The organism is Microcoleus sp. FACHB-672 (genome assembly GCF_014695725.1).
Classification (GTDB): Bacteria; Cyanobacteriota; Cyanobacteriia; order Cyanobacteriales; family Oscillatoriaceae; genus FACHB-68.
The window spans coordinates 35,733-51,523 of record NZ_JACJOU010000018.1; the positions used below are offsets into that span (position 1 = coordinate 35,733).

At 47.1% G+C, this 15,791-nt stretch carries 13 protein-coding genes and 1 pseudogene; 4 read left to right on the plus strand and 10 right to left on the minus strand.

Features of this window, described 5'->3' with window-relative positions; genetic code table 11:
• The first annotated feature begins 470 nt into the window (after positions 1–470).
• A complete protein-coding gene (locus H6F56_RS13590) occupies positions 471–1,667 on the plus strand; it encodes a DUF3747 domain-containing protein (protein ID WP_190669017.1) in 1,197 nt (398 codons plus the stop codon).
• 20 nt (positions 1,668–1,687) lie between these two features.
• On the opposite strand, the gene H6F56_RS13595 is transcribed toward H6F56_RS13590, so the two are convergent.
• The 7 genes from H6F56_RS13595 to H6F56_RS13625 form a co-directional block, all read right to left on the minus strand.
• Complete coding sequence (locus H6F56_RS13595) at positions 1,688–2,491, minus strand: MOSC domain-containing protein (protein ID WP_190669019.1); 804 nt, start codon at positions 2,489–2,491, stop codon at positions 1,688–1,690.
• A 94-nt stretch (positions 2,492–2,585) separates the two neighbouring features.
• Positions 2,586–3,197, minus strand: coding sequence for a C39 family peptidase (locus H6F56_RS13600; RefSeq protein ID WP_190669021.1), 612 nt, complete (start codon positions 3,195–3,197; stop codon positions 2,586–2,588).
• A gap of 106 nt (positions 3,198–3,303) precedes the next feature.
• A complete protein-coding gene (locus H6F56_RS13605; RefSeq protein ID WP_190669023.1) occupies positions 3,304–3,984 on the minus strand; it encodes an N-acetylmuramoyl-L-alanine amidase in 681 nt (226 codons plus the stop codon).
• A 369-nt stretch (positions 3,985–4,353) separates the two neighbouring features.
• Positions 4,354–6,144 (minus strand): bifunctional serine/threonine-protein kinase/formylglycine-generating enzyme family protein, encoded by a 1,791-nt coding sequence (locus tag H6F56_RS13610; RefSeq protein ID WP_242031993.1) that lies wholly within the window; start codon positions 6,142–6,144, stop codon positions 4,354–4,356.
• A gap of 87 nt (positions 6,145–6,231) precedes the next feature.
• Positions 6,232–7,869 (minus strand): ABC1 kinase family protein, encoded by a 1,638-nt coding sequence (locus H6F56_RS13615; protein WP_190669025.1) that lies wholly within the window; start codon positions 7,867–7,869, stop codon positions 6,232–6,234.
• A gap of 152 nt (positions 7,870–8,021) precedes the next feature.
• Positions 8,022–9,083: a mannose-1-phosphate guanylyltransferase gene (locus H6F56_RS13620; protein WP_190669027.1), complete on the minus strand. Its 1,062-nt coding sequence runs from the start codon at positions 9,081–9,083 to the stop codon at positions 8,022–8,024.
• 46 nt (positions 9,084–9,129) lie between these two features.
• The gene (locus tag H6F56_RS13625; protein WP_190669029.1) at positions 9,130–9,270 is read right to left on the minus strand and encodes a hypothetical protein; all 141 of its coding nucleotides are present in this window, start codon (positions 9,268–9,270) and stop codon (positions 9,130–9,132) included.
• Positions 9,271–9,568: 298 nt separating this feature from the next.
• Between H6F56_RS13625 and H6F56_RS13630 the strand changes: the two genes are divergently transcribed.
• Positions 9,569–11,017, plus strand: a complete 1,449-nt coding sequence (locus tag H6F56_RS13630; protein WP_309236524.1) for an LCP family protein — start codon at positions 9,569–9,571, stop codon at positions 11,015–11,017.
• Between the two features lie 2 nt (positions 11,018–11,019).
• Here H6F56_RS13630 and H6F56_RS13635 read toward each other — a convergent pair whose 3' ends face one another.
• Both H6F56_RS13635 and H6F56_RS13640 read right to left on the minus strand, forming a co-directional pair.
• Positions 11,020–12,312: a DNA cytosine methyltransferase gene (locus tag H6F56_RS13635; RefSeq protein WP_190669030.1), complete on the minus strand. Its 1,293-nt coding sequence runs from the start codon at positions 12,310–12,312 to the stop codon at positions 11,020–11,022.
• A 148-nt stretch (positions 12,313–12,460) separates the two neighbouring features.
• Positions 12,461–13,441 (minus strand): metal ABC transporter substrate-binding protein, encoded by a 981-nt coding sequence (locus tag H6F56_RS13640; RefSeq protein WP_309236525.1) that lies wholly within the window; start codon positions 13,439–13,441, stop codon positions 12,461–12,463.
• A gap of 182 nt (positions 13,442–13,623) precedes the next feature.
• Here H6F56_RS13640 and H6F56_RS13645 point away from each other — a divergent pair, with 182 nt between their 5' ends.
• Positions 13,624–14,349: a metal ABC transporter ATP-binding protein gene (locus H6F56_RS13645; RefSeq protein WP_242031997.1), complete on the plus strand. Its 726-nt coding sequence runs from the start codon at positions 13,624–13,626 to the stop codon at positions 14,347–14,349.
• A 98-nt stretch (positions 14,350–14,447) separates the two neighbouring features.
• Entirely contained in the window at positions 14,448–15,344 is an 897-nt protein-coding gene (locus H6F56_RS13650; RefSeq protein ID WP_190669034.1) for a metal ABC transporter permease, read from the plus strand.
• A 22-nt stretch (positions 15,345–15,366) separates the two neighbouring features.
• On the opposite strand, the pseudogene H6F56_RS26340 reads toward H6F56_RS13650, so the two are convergent.
• A pseudogene (locus H6F56_RS26340) lies at positions 15,367–15,595 on the minus strand (transposase); the annotation flags it as partial.
• Positions 15,596–15,791: the final 196 nt, after the last annotated feature.

Here is a 15,791-nt window from a genome sequence, read left to right on the forward strand (position 1 = left end):
GATTGTCTTAATATTTTCTTAAGAATCTTGATGAAACAAGGCTGTTTGCAACTTCTTCTAAAAGATAAGTTCAGCAATTACCAATAAGGGTGATAATAGCCTAGAGATTGAAGTAAGCACATCTCAAACGAGAACCGTCCAGCGAGTAGACGTTGTTTGTTCGCTCTCACAGCGCAGTTATTCGCTATCCTAAACCGGAATAACTTTCTAAATTTGGACAGTTTGTTAACTGCAACAAGGAAAGTTCCCGGAGGCGGTGCCGGCAAACCATCTAAAAACAACCTGAAAAGGATGCCGGTGAAGCATTCCCCCCTTCAAAAGGACGTAAGTTGCGGCTTAGAACCTACTAGACAGTTGAGAAACCATAACGTATGTTCTTAACAGTTGAAAGCCGCTCAGAAATAATCGATACATAGACAAAGTTACCTTGCACCCCACTCCACCCAACCGCTTAATTTAACCCAGACACCATGAAAACATCTTTTCCCGTTAAATTCGCTGCCTTTACCGTAGCAGCCCTCTCAACAATCACCGCTTTAAGCCCACTTCTCGCTGCAACTTTTGGCAAAACAGAAGTTGACCAAAATAAATTCGTCGCGGTGGCTCAACCTCTTGCTAATAATACTTATAAACTGCTGGTGATCGAACAGCTATCGAGCGCACGTCCCTGCTGGAATGAAAGCGGGTCGAGTCCTGTGCAGGTGCAACCGCTGCTGCTGAACTTTGACTTCACCGGCATCTGTTCGCGCAGCTTGGACAGTAACGGCTACTCTATCCGAATGGCGGATCAAGATTTAGGATTGCAGTACAGCCTGCGGGTTGTTAAGCGAGATGGAGATGTGCGACTGGTGGGATCGAGCACGAGTCGAAATGCACCTGTGATTGAAATCGGAAGAACGAATGGCGTTTCCAATGATTTTTCTAAAATCGTTCTGAATCCCGGCTGGCGGATGACGAAAAGAAGTTATGATGGCAAGACTTTAGGGCACATTTACTTTACCAGCGATCAAGCATTAGGTGCCACCCCAACAGATGGGGGTAACACCGGCGGAACCAAATTCGCAGACATCCGCACGGATGTTTACGGCAAGGAAATCGATCAAGCTGTGGAACTAGGATTTGTTGCCGGCTTTTCTGACAATACCTTCCGCCCGCAAGAAACCTTAACCCGTGAGCAATTGGTGTCTTTGGTGGTGGAATCTTTGAAGAACGTCCCCAATGCCAATATCACCCTCCCCACTCAAGCGACATCCAGCCCCTATCCGGATGTGGAGACCTCGCGCTGGAGTGCAGCGAAGATTCAATGGGCACGGGATAACAACTTGATCAGTGGTTATCAAGATGGCACCTTCCGACCGGCACAGTCGGTGACACGGGCCGAAATGATGGCCGTGTTGCGACGGGCGGCAGAAAAGGGCAAATCGCTGCGCGGACTGCCCACGACACTGGGTGCCAAACAAACGCCTAAAGTTTTCTCAGACACCTCAACTCACTGGGCAGCTCCCCTAATCACTCAGATGTCTGGCTATTGTAATGTCGCTTCCCCACTGAATGAAACCGGCAACGCCTTCTACCCAGATCAAGCGGCACGCCGTAACTACGCAGCTGCGGCGACTCTGCGGACGTTGAACTGCGTCAAGTCAGAATCAGCAACCCCAACACCGTAATTGCAAGGGCGCTAACGCTTCTAGGGATGATTTAAAAGCTCACCAACCGCGATAGGGCCACCGGCAATTACGGTGGCTAAAACGCCGGTTTGGGCGTGGCCAAATTTTTGGGGAAGTAAGGAGAATAGGGGAATATCGCGTTCGCCGGTTTCGGGATTAACGTCTATGTTCGCACACCGGCCAATCCTGGCAGAGATGGCAATTCGGCATTCTCCGATCTGCAATTCTTTCCCGATCCAGTTGAATTCTTCCCAAGCGGATACGCCGTCTATGACGATGTTCGGACGAAATCGGCGGGCGTCAACCGGCTGACCGGCTTCTGTTGTGATTGCATCAAGGCTTGCCTGACTGACGAGGGAAATATGCACTGGCTGCCGGTCGGGATAGCGTGTCGTGCCGGTGCCACTGCCGACGAGGCGCAGGGGGGCTTTCTCTGGGTGCCGTGCGGTTGCGGTGGGGTCGAGGGAAGCCAGGTATCCGGTGAAAAATGCCCCGATGAGTTCGCGTCCTGCCGGTGTGCCGGTGTCTGCCACGAATAGGGGAACCCCCTGCCGGTGAACACTTAAATTGCCTGTTTGCGGCTCGTAGTGGCACTCTAGGCCGGCTAAACCAGGCCAATCGTTCTGCATGGCAAAATTGCCTTTAGGCAGCCAGGGAATGCTTTCTTGAGGGTCAGAAATCTTATCTGCTTCGACGTACATTAAAGCAAAGGCGCGATCGCCGGGAATGCCATGCCCTGCTTCCAGGGTGACGCGCTCACACTCATGGGGCGTCAGACCTTTAATGGGATAAGTAAATAACTGCTTGATTGCTGCCGGTGTCATGGGATTTGATTGACGAAAATAATTGCAATTATGCCTTAATAATTTAAGCTAATTGCGTGATTAAATGTCAACCAAATCCATTGCTAAAAACACTTTATCCAAGTCTGGTTTTATCTTTATAGATGCGGTGCAGCCAAATTGTTTCTGCTTCTTTTTCTGCTTGAGAATCGCTTAGCGAAAAATAGCGAATTTCTGCCTCACCGATACTCCAACTATCGCAGCAGGCTGTAATAGCTTTGTTAGAATACTCAACACTTTCTCCCTTTTTATTGTTACCTCCTGCCTCATTCTTGTCATAAGTCCAGGGAGACCATTCTCCATTTGGATCGTTAACGATAAATCCATTGTCGGTGTATCCCTTGATCACGAGAATATGACCGACTGCTGTAAAAAAACCGTGTACGATACAAATTTTTTCCTGATCAATGGCTTCTCGGATATCTTTGAGAGTGCCTTTTTCAGTGAGATCGTCTTTGATGCCGGCATAACTTTCAGCAATCCCCTTCAAACCTGACGTCGTAAAACGATTCCAGCCGTTATCAACAGCACGTGTATAGAGTTCGTCCTCTAATTGACGCTGGCTGCCGTTACCTCGAACTCCCAAGTGCCAAAGGCACATAGCGAGCGATGTCACGTTACAAGCTGTGTAGGGTTCAAACTTATTGTCTAGTTGCGAGAAGTAGGGAACACCCTGAATAACTTTCATGATTTGACCTCACAAATTTTGGACGATTCTGAAATAATTGCTACCGAAAGAAATCCATGCCGACAGAAAGCGTGGACTCCAGAATATAAGCTCAGATATTCTAAGCCTAAAAGCAGCAATTTGAATCGCCGGCACTTGGAGAAATATCATCGGCATTTCTAGCCGTAGTGGTGAAAGCAGCAAAAGGTGCTTGCTCATTTGAAGATAAAACTAAATTCTTGAATTTATCCCAAGGAAAGTTAACACCTGGATCGCTACGACGTGTTGGATCGAGCTTTGCATGAGAGACAATATGGCGAAGATTGGGATACTTTGCCCAACAGTAACGAACAATTTTTGCTGTCACAGCAATCTGCCAATCTGAAAACGTGTCCGCTTTTGTTTGTGCGTTGACAACTTCGATTCCCAAAGACCAGTGATTGACTTTCGTTTTGCCGGCATTCACATCTGGGTGTGACACTTGGCTGCGAACGTGCCATGCTGCAAGGGTTTCAGGTACACAGGCCCAAATTAATTGACCATGCTGAGGCTCATTCTCATCTGGAACCAACCAATGAAAACTGGCTTTGCCGTCTCGCATAACTGAAATTGCGCCTTCGGAACTCGCGCCGGCTGTTGCGTGAATGACAACTGCTTTAATGCCGTCAATGGGATGGACATCTCGTTGCGTTGTACATCCTGACCAATGATTACGAATGCCGGGATACCAAGTTTCGGGAATTGAAGCGTCTGTTGGCCGGTTTGTGGTGGGAAGATCAAATTGATAGGTTTTTGGATCGCTTGCCATAACTTAATTTTTCGTTTCAGGGTTAGTGATAACGAAGTTATTTCTGACAGAAAAGAGAGTATCAGGAAGAAAAAGTGACTAATTTATGTAAAATTGTGTAAATTATCGGATACATTCGTTAACTGGCGCAAAGCCGGCATCGTCAGCCCCGAATTAATGATGCTTCGCTTCATGTCGCATCACTTTTTGAACCCAGCGAATCAGGGTTAACGCGACAACCCGTCATTCTGGAATATGTGACTCAGTGCTTTATCAAAACAATTGATAGGAGATGATCACCCTAAACTTCAATAGTTTTAGAATTGGTGTTTTAATTGCCGGTGAAATCAAACGCTAAAAAAAAGGGTAAAAGAGTAACAGAGAAAAGGGTTAAATAGTCCTCGCGGGAACGAGTGCCACCCGAAAACCGATGCCGACGTACCTGAAGTCCGGCACGATACCGCTACGATAGGCAGCGCGGCAGTTCCTGGGGTAGTTGTACCAAGAACCTCCACGCAGCAACCGGCGATTGCTATCTCCACCACTTTCCCAAGCACTGCCATCAGAAGGCGCACCGTTATAATTTTCATGCCAGACATCTTGACACCACTCCCAAACATTGCCGTGCATATCATACAGCCCGAATGCGTTGGGGCGGAAACTCCCAACATCGGTTGTTTGTTGCCGGTAAACGCCTTCTAGTTCCCAGCAGTAAAGGCCGCCGAAAGAGTAGTAGTTGCCATTATAGTTGGCTAAATCTGGAGTCAGAGTTTTGCCAAAGTGAAACGGTGTAGTGGTGCCAGCGCGGCAGGCGTATTCCCATTCAGCCTCGCTGGGTAAGCAATAGTTGCGCCCTGTTATTTGCGACAGTTTCTGGCAAAATTCAATAGCATTATTCCAAGATACCTGTTCCACCGGCCTGTTATTGCCTTTAAATTTAGCGGGTTTATTGCCCATCACTAATTCCCACTGCGCTTGAGTGACAGGATATTTTCCTAGGAAAAACGGCTGTATCGTTACCCGATGCTGCGGACTTTCATCGCTACATCGCTCTTTTTCCGTTATTGGAGAACCCATGAGAAATGTGCCGCCCGGAATTGACACCATTTCCAAACTGACATTGTTGCCGAGTTTTTCTGCAAAAATGTCAGCTTGTCCTTGCTGCCGGTTAACAAATTCTCCTGTGAATTGAAAAGAGGAAGTTGGAAGGATGGGTGCTGCGCTCGCTTTACTCGGTGGAGATGGGACGGAAGGAGTTGGAAGGACTGGTGCCGAGATAATAGTCTTCATTTGAGATGGGGCTGTTGGCAACGCTGATCCTGACACGAAAGAATTCAGTGCTTCCAAAGCTTCTGTCGCATTCGCATAGCGCCCAGTAAAGTGATCTCGCACCATTTTGCTTAAAATGTCTGCTAAAGCGTCACTCACAGAAGCATGATTTTTCCAAATCACTTCACCCTCATTATCTTCTTCGAGTAAGTAAGGCTCGATGCCAGTCAAAGCAAAAATAACTGTCCTCCCCAGTGCGTAAATATCGCTGCTTGGTTTTGGTTTACCCATTGCCTGTTCACTGGGCATATAGCCGTGAGTTCCAATAGAAACCGTGCGGCTAGTTTTCCCTGATAAAATTGTCTTCTGGATGCCAATCTCCTTAACTGCACCAAAGTCAATTAGCATCAACTTGCCATCTGTTCGCCGCATGATATTCTGGGGCTTAATATCTCGATGGATGATATTGTTCTGATGAACATAGGCCAGGATTTCTAAAATATCCTGTAATAATTTAATCGCATAGGTTTCGCTTAACTTTTTGCCTGGACTCAATTCTTTGCTTAAGTCATGCCCTTCGATAAATTCTTGAATGAGATAAAATTCTTGATTTTCTTCAAAATAGGCAAACAGCTTGGGAATGCGCTCATGGTTTTGCGCGAGTTTATATAAAATTTCTGCTTCTTTTTGAAATAACCGCTGGATATCCGGTTCGATAGTTTGGGGGTGAAGCCGCTTGACGACACATTTAGGCTTCGGGGTGACGGGAATATCTAAATCGTTTGCCAAATAGGTTTCGCCAAACCCACCGCTTCCCAGCAGTTTGACGATTTCGTAACGATTCCGCAGTATGGTGCCGACAACGAGCATAGTGGGTACTCCGGGCAGTGGCAATTTAATTGATTTTCGCATAATTGCCCTTACTGCCGCACCACTCTCGCGCCGGCAATCTTGCTGTTCTCAAGAAATCTTATTAAAAAAATAAGACCCAGTTTAAAATTACCTCAACCGGCCTGATCTCAAAATGCTGACAATTAACCACAATCCCAGAAAACTCGCTGCGTAAAATAGGGCACTGCTAACGACACTTTGGCCGTTAGAAAAGACAATGGCTGCCCCGATGATCAGTGATCCAACGACAATGCTAAAAGAGAGCCGGTTGGCTGAATCATCCATCGTGCGGCGAACCCCGTCGAGTTCTTTTACCGTTAAATTCCACCGCAACGTTTCAGAAGTAACTCGCTCTAGCAATAACTCAACTTGACGGGGAGATTGCAAAGAAAGACTTTTTATATCGAGTGCAGTTCTCAATACGGCTTGCAGTGGATCGTCGCCAAAAAGCTGCCGGCGAAACAAGTCTGTAATTAAGGGTTTAACTTCATCGAGTAAATTAACGTCTGGGTCAAATTGACGGGCGACTCCTTCCAAGTTTGCCAGTGCTTTCGCATACAATCCCAAGCTACCAGGCAAGCGAACTTTATTTTCACGAGAGACTTGCAGCACTTCGTAAAATACTTGAGAAAAGTTAATTTGCGAGAGGCTGATGTTGTAATATTTCCGCAGCATCCGCGCAAAGTCGTTTTCCAAGTTTGACAGCTTATCCGGAACAGCAGAATCCGACAATTGCATGGTCAACTGAGCGCATCGTGCCGCATCTAAGTCAACAATTGCTAACAGCATTTCTGTCAAAACTTGCTGGGTGCGCGGGTCAAGCCGGCCCATCATCCCAAAATCTAACAAAGCGAGCCGGCCATCTCTGAGATAAAACAAATTACCAGGATGGGGGTCAGCGTGAAAGAATCCATCAATGTATATTTGCTGAAAAAAAGCACGGAATAGCAGGGTGGTTACAGCTTTACGCTTAGCCCTGACATCCCCATTATTAGAACCGACATTTAAATCAGCTAATAGTAATGGCGCTCCGTCTAGCCACTCTAAAACCAATAACTTTTCAGTGGTTAATTCCCAAATAATTTCTGGAACCATCAATTGCGTAGGGTCAAACCAACGACTGGTTGACAAATTGCGCCGCAACTGATTTGTGTAACTGGCTTCTTGGGTGAAATCAAGTTCTGCCTGAAGCGCGGTGGCAAATTCGTCGGCTAAAGCAACAACATCGTAATCTTTGCCAAACTCTGTGAGGGCAACTAATTCAGCCAAAGCCCGGATCAGAGAGATATCTTGGGCGACAACGACATCAATGCCGGGACGCTGGACTTTTAAGGCGATTTGCCGGCCATCTCTTAAGGTGGCTTTATGGGTTTGGGCAATTGAGCCGGCAGCGACTGCACGCGGTTCCAGGGTGGCAAAAACTTCTTCTAAAGGCTTCTGCAATTGTTGCCGGATCACCACTTCCACTTCTGACCAAGGAACCGGCGGCACATTGGCTTGCAGATCGGTGAGGGCCTCAATGTATTGTGCCGGCAGCAGATCCGGGCGCGTGCTCAGAAGTTGCCCCAACTTGACATAAACCGGACCCAACTCCACTAAGATTTTACGCAGGACAGCCGGTGTGGGCAGTTTGGGTTCATCGGATTTGCCGCCGGTCAGCAGCACTCGCATATAGTCCCAGCCGTTGCGTAAGACTACTTCGATGATTTCTCCCTGGCGGCCACTGGTTCTGGTTAAAGAAAACATGGTGATTGGGAATTGGGAATTGGGAATTGGGCATGGGGCATCGGGCATCGGGCATTAGGGCATGGGGTAAGCAGTGTTTTATTTCTGTGGAGGAATACCACAAGCTCTCCCCAAACCGTAAGCCCGATGACCAAATGACTCCAGACTTATTCTTACAGCAGATTCTCGAATTTGGCGTCTGCCTGTAGGCTTTTGATCACCTGCTTGATGTCTTGGGTGCGATCTTTTTTGACGATTAAAGTGACGTTGCCATCGCGGACAACGACGACATCCTCTAAACCGATCGTGACAATCACCTCTTCTGAATCTGCGGCGTAGAGAATCGCGCCGGTGGTGTCTAGCCCAACATGGGTGGCTAATTCAACATTGACGGCGTCTCCTTTGAGCAGGCGTTCGATGGCATTCCAGTCGCCGAGGTCGTCCCAGCCAAAGGAGGCCGGCAGCACGTAGGCCAACTGGGTTTTTTCCATCAAGGCGTAGTCAATACTTATCTTTTCTAATTGCGGGTAAGCATCGCGTCCTTGTGCTTCTAGCTGCTGCATCAGGATTGGCGCGTGGGTGCGGAGTTCAGCCAGGACAACACCGGCCCGGAAAATAAACATCCCGCTATTCCAGCTAAAATGCCCCGTTGATAAAAACCTTTCGGCGGTCTGCCGGTCAGGTTTTTCGGTAAACCGGCTAACGCGATAAACCGGCAATTCTTCAAAGGTGCCGGCACTTTCGCCTTGCTCAATGTAGCCATAGCCGGTGGAGGGAAGGTTCGGCTTGATGCCGAGGGTGACGATTGATGCCTCAGAGGCCGCTAGTTGGGTTGCGGCGCTAATCGTTTGCCCAAATGCCACTTCATCCCCAATCCAGTGATCGGCAGGGAAAAAGCCGATGACAGTATCATCCCCGTAGCGGCGCTGAATTTCTAAGGTTGCCCAAGCGACTGCCGGCGCGGTGTCCCGTCCTTCTGGCTCGATCAGTAAGTTTTCTTCCGGCAACTGGGGAAGCTGTTCCCCCAAGCCTTCCGCAAGCTGGGCAGAGGTGACAACCCACAACCCGTCCCAACCGCCGGCAAGTGCCAGGAGGCGGTCTGCGGTTGCTTGTAGGAGACTTTTGCCACTGCCGTCGAGACTTAAAAATTGTTTAGGCCGGTGCCGCCGGCTGAGCGGCCAGAAGCGTTCACCTTTGCCGCCGGCAAGAATAACAGGGATTAAGGAGCGATTCATGGTTGGCTCTAGGTCGTTGCGAAGCTCAATCTTTCTTCGCCTTATACTACAAGGTTTTTCCGCTTTCTGCGTCTGTGGAGTGAAGATCAACCGATGATTGTCGAGCTGCCGGTGATAAATCTTCCATTGGGAGGATACGACCCAGCGGTTCTGCCCCGTAAATGTAAATTGGGTAAGGGTTCAGCAACGCTCTTTTATCCAGTTGATTCGGGTTAAATTTTCACGGTCTGCCTAAAGCTCGAAAACAGTCAGGGTGCGGATTTTATCGGGTTTAAGTCTGGCCGATCACCGAGACAATCTTTTAGATATCTCTGTGGGATTTCAACAGTCAGGACTGTTTTAACCTTGGCCGGCGAAACGACACTCTAAAATTTAAAATCTACAATCGGTACGGCGCTGTGTATTAAAAAACCCAGGCTATAATCAGTCGCGTTGATTTTAATTTAACCGTACGCGCAGGCTGTGGTTTTGCGAGTGAGGTCAAGGTGGTAGAAGGAGTAGATCCGTTTAAAGAGGGTGCAGACTCTCAACAATCGGAAGTTGTGGAAAAACCACAGAAGTCTGCAAGCGCCGGCAAACGAATGCCGGTGTTGAAATTCACTGGGATCGCAAGCCGGTCTATGTTGTGGGGTTTAGGATTAATTCTGACGGCAACGATGTCGGCCACGCTGGGGGCAACACTAGCACTGATGACACCTTTTTCCCTACCGCTTGGCCCTAAAGAGCCACCAGGGCGATCGCTTCAGGATGTGTGGCAAGAAACCTTTAATTACCGGCTGACACGACCCGTCAATATTTTAATTATGGGGATTGACCGCGTTCCCAAAGCGCGGGAAAACTCTCCAGAAATTTTTGCTGGTCGCAGTGATACGATGCTGCTGCTGCGGGTCAATCCGAAGGAAAACACGGTGAATATGCTGTCAATTCCTAGGGATACTCAGGTGGAAATTCCGGGATTTGGCACGCAGAAAATTAATGAGGCAAATGTTAAGGGAGGCGCAGCTTTAGCCGCGCGGATGGTGAATCGCAACCTCAACGGCGTGCCGGTTGATCGCTATGTGCGCGTCAGCACCGGCGCTTTTCGGGAATTAGTGGATCTTCTCGGTGGAGTTGAGGTGTTTGTGCCTCACCCCATGTCTTATGTGGATGAAACCCAAAAACTCAATATTGACTTAGCCGAAGGTTGGCAAACCCTCGATGGGGAACAGGCCGAAAAGTTTGCCCGGTTCCGCAATGAAAATAAAGGTGATATCGGTCGGGTACAGCGGCAGCAGAGTTTACTAAAAGCATTGCGAAACCGGCTTTCCAGTTCAACGGTGCTGCCTCGGTTGCCTCAAATTATCCGGGTGATGCAAAAGTATATTGATACGAATCTCAGCCTAGAAGAAATGCTAGCGCTGATGAATTTTAGTCTTCAACTGCAACCCGATGATTTAAAAATGGTGATGTTACCCGGTCGTTTTAGCGATCCAGAAGAATATGAGGCTAGCTACTGGATTTTGGATAATGAAGGGCGAGATCGGGTCATGCGCGATTATTTTGCCCTCGCACCTAAACCAAAGGTTCCGGAAGAAGGTGAGGCAGACTTGTCTAAAACCGATAACTTTGCTGCACGCCAATCACGCAGTCCCCTGAGAATTGCAATTCAAAATGCCTCTGATTCGCCTGAAATTGCAATGTTTGCAGTTAACTATCTCCAAAACCAGGGCTTTGATAATGTTTATCTTGTGCAAGATTGGCCCGACCGGCTGCTCAAGACGCAGATTATTGTTCAAAAAGGTGATTTACAAGGGGCAGTACAGCTTAAAAAAGTATTAGGGTTTGGCAATATTGAATCGGATTCTACGGGCGAGCTAGAATCTGATTTGACCATTCGTGTGGGTCAAGATTGGGTTAGGTTTTATCTGAAATCCGCTGCTTCTCCTCCTCGTTAATTTTACCTTTTGCTCTTGGTTCTCGGTTCTATGACTTGTGAATTTACACCGTAAAGCTTAGCTGCTTGAGACATATTGAGTTGGAGTAACTTTTCTTCTCCCATTTGCCAAATTTCTGCCGGCTTCTGCAGGGGTACATTTAAAACATGGATAATCTCTGATGCCACAGCTTTCGCTAATAAAGGTGGCACCGAGTTGCCTATTTGCCGGCAGCCGTGCCACTTTGTCACATGGAATCTAAACCAGTCGGGGTATGAGTGCAACCGCGCTGCCTCCCGTACCGTAATACATCGCGGCGTGAATGGATGAATAGGTCGAGGAGAGGTGAAAGCGCCGCGATTGCTTGCCGTGCCGGCTCTTAGTGTATTGCAAATGCCTTGCGGAGCAAGCTTATGGAAGCGACTGATTGGCTCTATTTTACCGGCAACGGTGCCGGCGAATCTTTTGATGGATTCCAGGGTATGTTGTGTGCCCAAACTAGAAGTCAGCAGTTGCGAATTAAATGGTCGCCGGTAGGAGTAATCATCCTCTATAGGGTAAGGATTACGAAGTTGACCGCTATATTGACTCGGCTTTCCATACTCTGCAATCACCCAATCTTTGCTGAGCAATTCTGGGTAATCTTCGACTTCCGGTAAGTCTCCTATCGCATCCCAGACGGTAGGGCAAGCGGGAAACATAGATAATTTGCTGGAATTTTTACCGCTTAATGTTGCAGGGTAGGTAATCACTTGAGGGTATCGCGGTAAAGTTAAGCCTTTTTTACATCCCAAAAGAAACAATCTTTCCCGATTTTGGGGGACGCCATAGTAAGCGGCATTAAGAACTTTATAATTTTCTTCTATTTCATAATCATTTAATCTAAATTTCTCTATAATCTCCTCCAAGAATTTCTGATGCTTTCCGAGGGTGAGACCTCGCACGTTTTCCATCACAAAATATTTCGGTTTGAGATCTAAAACCAGCCGCAGAAAGTGAAAAACGAGGGAGTTGCGAGGATCATCGAGTGCCCTTTTGCCAATTAGAGAAAATCCTTGACAGGGAGGGCCACCGAACACAACATCAATCTCGCGATTTCCTATTGCAGATAAATTTCTGATTTCGTCTGCATTTGTATCGGCAACACTCTGGCACAAAACTGAGCAAAACGGGAAATTGAACTCGTGAGTCGCGCAATGAATGGGATCAAGTTCCACCGCAGCTAGTACATCAAATCCTGCTTGTTCAAATCCCAAAGTCATGCCGCCCGCGCCGGCAAACAAATCAACACCGATTGGACGGGTCGTTCCGTTCATAACAAGCTTTTTACATTATTTCAATTAGAGAAGACAAAAATGCCTCAGTAACTAAGATTTTCCCTGATGGATTTTAGCAAAGTTCAAAAAATTCATAAATTTTTAATCAATTTTTCTTCTACTTTGTTATAAAATAGGTTTCTTATAATCATTTTTGAGGTTGAGCTGCCGGCTCAAAGGGCGTAGATTTTCCTCCCAAGGCTTCTACAATTGTGCGGGTATTAGCAACTATCATTTTGATATAAGAATCTCCCGCGCCACCGCCGGCCCCAATTGAATCAGAATAAAGTTGATTGGGTGCTAATTTTACGCCCGATTCCTCCGCGACTGTTGTAATTAGCGCCGGGTTAATCGTTGTTTCTGCAAAAATTGCCGGCACACCCGCTGCTTTGACTGCATCCACTAATTTTCGCACAGTCTGGGCGCTCGGTTGCTCCTCGGTACTAATGCCAATCAATGTTCCGATAATTTTTAGTTGATACGCCCGTCCATAATATTGAAAAGCATCGTGGGTGGTAACGAGCCGGCGCTTATCGGCAGGAATGGTCGCGATTTGTTTGCCAATCCAATTATCCAACTGTTTTAATTCCCCTGTCAGTCGCGTTGCATTTTGGGTGAATTTCTCTCGATCTTCTGGTGAAAGCGAAATCAACTCATCACGAATGACATTCACCATCTGAATCACATTTTTAACATCCCCCCAAACGTGCGGATCGGGGACTTTTTCTCCTGCTTTATCTAATTGCAAAGACTTGATAACTTCTCCCACCGGCACCTTACGTGCTTTGTTACCGGCAGCATTCATCAACTTAATTAACCCAGGCTCCAAATTGTAGCCGTTGTAAAGAATCAAATCTGCTTTTTCTAAGGCAACACTATCCGCTGGCACCGGCTCGTAAACGTGAGGATCTGCACCCGGTTGCAAGATGCCGGTGAGTTGTATTTCATCCCCCGCCACTTCTTCCGTTAAATCCTCAATAATCGTGCTCGTGGCTACCACATTTGGCTTGCCACTGGTTGATGCTTCACGATTTCCCCCCTGGGGACCACACCCACTAAACCAAAGTCCCAAAACAACCGCAACTGCCGGCAGCCAAAGGTTTCTGATGCTTCGTGTGTGAGTAATCACTTTTGTATATCTCTCGGATTATTTCTCTTTATAGATTTTTTCATATTCCTTTCATTTTTGCAGTAGGCTGTAAAGAAAGCATTCCAACAGAGCAGGTTATGAAGACCGTCAAGTTATCCCGCGATCTTGATATATCCCAACTCGGACATCAATTTAACGACACCCTATTAAGTTCCGATCTCATGATTACCGTTAGTCATTTAGGTGTCCAGTACCGCACGGTAGAGGCGTTGCGCGATGCAAGCTGTGTTGTGCGCGGCGGACGACTCACCGGCATTATTGGGCCAAACGGTGCGGGTAAAAGTACGCTCTTAAAGGCCATGCTAGGATTAGTTCCTGCCACCAGTGGCCAAGTTCTCTACGGGGAGAAAACCCTGTCAGAACAGTTGCAGCAAGTGGCTTATGTGCCGCAACGTTCGCAAATTGACTGGACTTACCCCGCCACTGTCTGGGATGTGGTGATGATGGGACGCGTCAGAAAAACCGGCTGGTTTCGCCGCTTCTCTACAGTCAGCCGGCAAGTTGCTGCAAATGCCTTAGATCGCGTTGGCATGAGTGACTACCACAACCGGCGAATTGGCGATCTTTCCGGTGGACAGCAGCAGCGCGTGTTTCTGGCGAGAGCACTCGCTCAAGAAGCAGAGGTTTTTTGTTTCGATGAGCCGTTTGTTGGCATTGATCAAAAGACTCAAGCTGTAATATTTGATATTTTCCATGAATTAGCATCAAAGGGTAAAATTGTCCTCGTTGTTAACCATGATCTAGGGGCATCAATTACTCACTTTGATGATTTGATTTTGCTGAATACTGAAGTTGTGGCAACCGGCAGCCGGCAGCAAGTTCTCAGTCAAGAAAACTTGTACCGCGCTTACGGGGGTCAAGTCATGTTCTTTTCTGAAGCAGCCTAATCAGTCAGAGCGTTCGAGATTCCCACAGCCGAATTTCGGAGAACAAGAAATTTTTTACCACCTCCCCTAAAACTATGGCATTTTTATCATAAATTCTTATGCTTGAAGCTTTAATAGAGCCGCTACAATATGGGTTCATGCAGCGCTCACTCATTATTGCCATTTTAGTTGGCTCAATTTGCGCTGTGGTTGGCAGTTATTTAATGGTGCAGCGCCTCGCTTTACTGGGGGATGCCATCAGTCATTCTGTGTTGCCGGGACTGGCAATTGCGTTTTTTTTGGGCGTCAATATTTTTGTGGGGGCGTTCATTGCCGGCATTCTCAGTGCAATGGCAATTGCCTGGATTCGCACCCGCTCACCGATTAAAGAAGATGCGGCGATGGGCATTGTTTTTTCGGCATTTTTCGCCCTGGGAATTACATTAATTACGGTTATCCAGAAAGACAACAAAATTGATCTTAATCACTTTTTGTTTGGCAACATTCTGGGTGTTACAACTTCAGAAGTTCGAGACACGGCCATCATAGCCGCAATTGTTATGGTGGTTGTGGTGCTGCTGTACAAAGAATTACTGTTCTATACGTTTGATCCGGCGGGCGCTCAGGCGGCGGGTTTGCCCGTTAATTTACTTAATTTTGGCTTAATGGTGTTGATCGCCCTAACAGTAGTGGCGAGTATGAAATCTGTAGGCGTTATTTTAGTTTTGTCGCTGCTAATCACACCGGGCGCGACGGCTTATCTATTAGTTTCGCGTCTCCATTTAGTCATGATTTTAGGTGCCGGCATTGGGGTTATTTCTAGCATTGCCGGTATGTATCTCAGCTATTTTTATAACGTGCCTTCTGGCCCTGCTATTGTTCTCGTTACATCCGGGTTGTTTGTGTTAGCGTTGCTGTTTAGTCCGAGTCAAGGTATCTTCACTCAGCGCCGAGCCGGTTCGAGACAGATGCCGGTGTGGCAGGAGTTGAAAGCTTTAATGCGTTCTCGTTCATGAAGCATTTCCTTGCGCTATAGCATTACGCAAAAACATTAGGACAATACTTGAAGGCTGCATCTACACATTCCCTGACGGTTTCAAATTCCTTCACTCTCTGTTTCATCCACGTTTTTAACACAGCCTACCAATTTTCTATTTTATTTAAATCTGGTGAGTAGGGCGGGTAAATACCACACTTCGCATCCAGCTTCTTCGATAATTTCTCTGATATTTCCTCCTTTATGAAAAGAGGTATTATCAAGAATAATATAGCGTTTCTCGAATAACAGAGGTACAGTAATGGGGAGCTGTTGAGGGTGTAAAGATGAAAGCCTACTCACTGGACTTGCGGGAAAAAATAATCCAAGTGTATGAGAATGAAGAAATATCGCAACGGGAATTGGCGAAACGATTTTGTGTAGCCAAAAGCTTCATTCAAAAGTTAATAAAACAGTAGAGAGAAAG

What these genes read in the sequence shown, in the direction of transcription:
- H6F56_RS13605 (WP_190669023.1), bottom strand. Translation starts at nt 3,984, where the DNA reads ATGGCAAGCGATCCAAAAACCTATCAATTTGATCTTCCCACCACAAAC.
- H6F56_RS13650 (WP_190669034.1), top strand. Translation starts at nt 14,448, where the DNA reads ATGCTTGAAGCTTTAATAGAGCCGCTACAATATGGGTTCATGCAGCGC.
- H6F56_RS13600 (WP_190669021.1), bottom strand. Translation starts at nt 3,197, where the DNA reads ATGAAAGTTATTCAGGGTGTTCCCTACTTCTCGCAACTAGACAATAAG.
- H6F56_RS13620 (WP_190669027.1), bottom strand. Translation starts at nt 9,083, where the DNA reads ATGAATCGCTCCTTAATCCCTGTTATTCTTGCCGGCGGCAAAGGTGAA.
- H6F56_RS13595 (WP_190669019.1), bottom strand. Translation starts at nt 2,491, where the DNA reads ATGACACCGGCAGCAATCAAGCAGTTATTTACTTATCCCATTAAAGGT.
- H6F56_RS13615 (WP_190669025.1), bottom strand. Translation starts at nt 7,869, where the DNA reads ATGTTTTCTTTAACCAGAACCAGTGGCCGCCAGGGAGAAATCATCGAA.
- H6F56_RS13590 (WP_190669017.1), top strand. Translation starts at nt 471, where the DNA reads ATGAAAACATCTTTTCCCGTTAAATTCGCTGCCTTTACCGTAGCAGCC.
- H6F56_RS13610 (WP_242031993.1), bottom strand. Translation starts at nt 6,144, where the DNA reads ATGCGAAAATCAATTAAATTGCCACTGCCCGGAGTACCCACTATGCTC.
- H6F56_RS13645 (WP_242031997.1), top strand. Translation starts at nt 13,624, where the DNA reads ATGATTACCGTTAGTCATTTAGGTGTCCAGTACCGCACGGTAGAGGCG.
- H6F56_RS13635 (WP_190669030.1), bottom strand. Translation starts at nt 12,312, where the DNA reads ATGAACGGAACGACCCGTCCAATCGGTGTTGATTTGTTTGCCGGCGCG.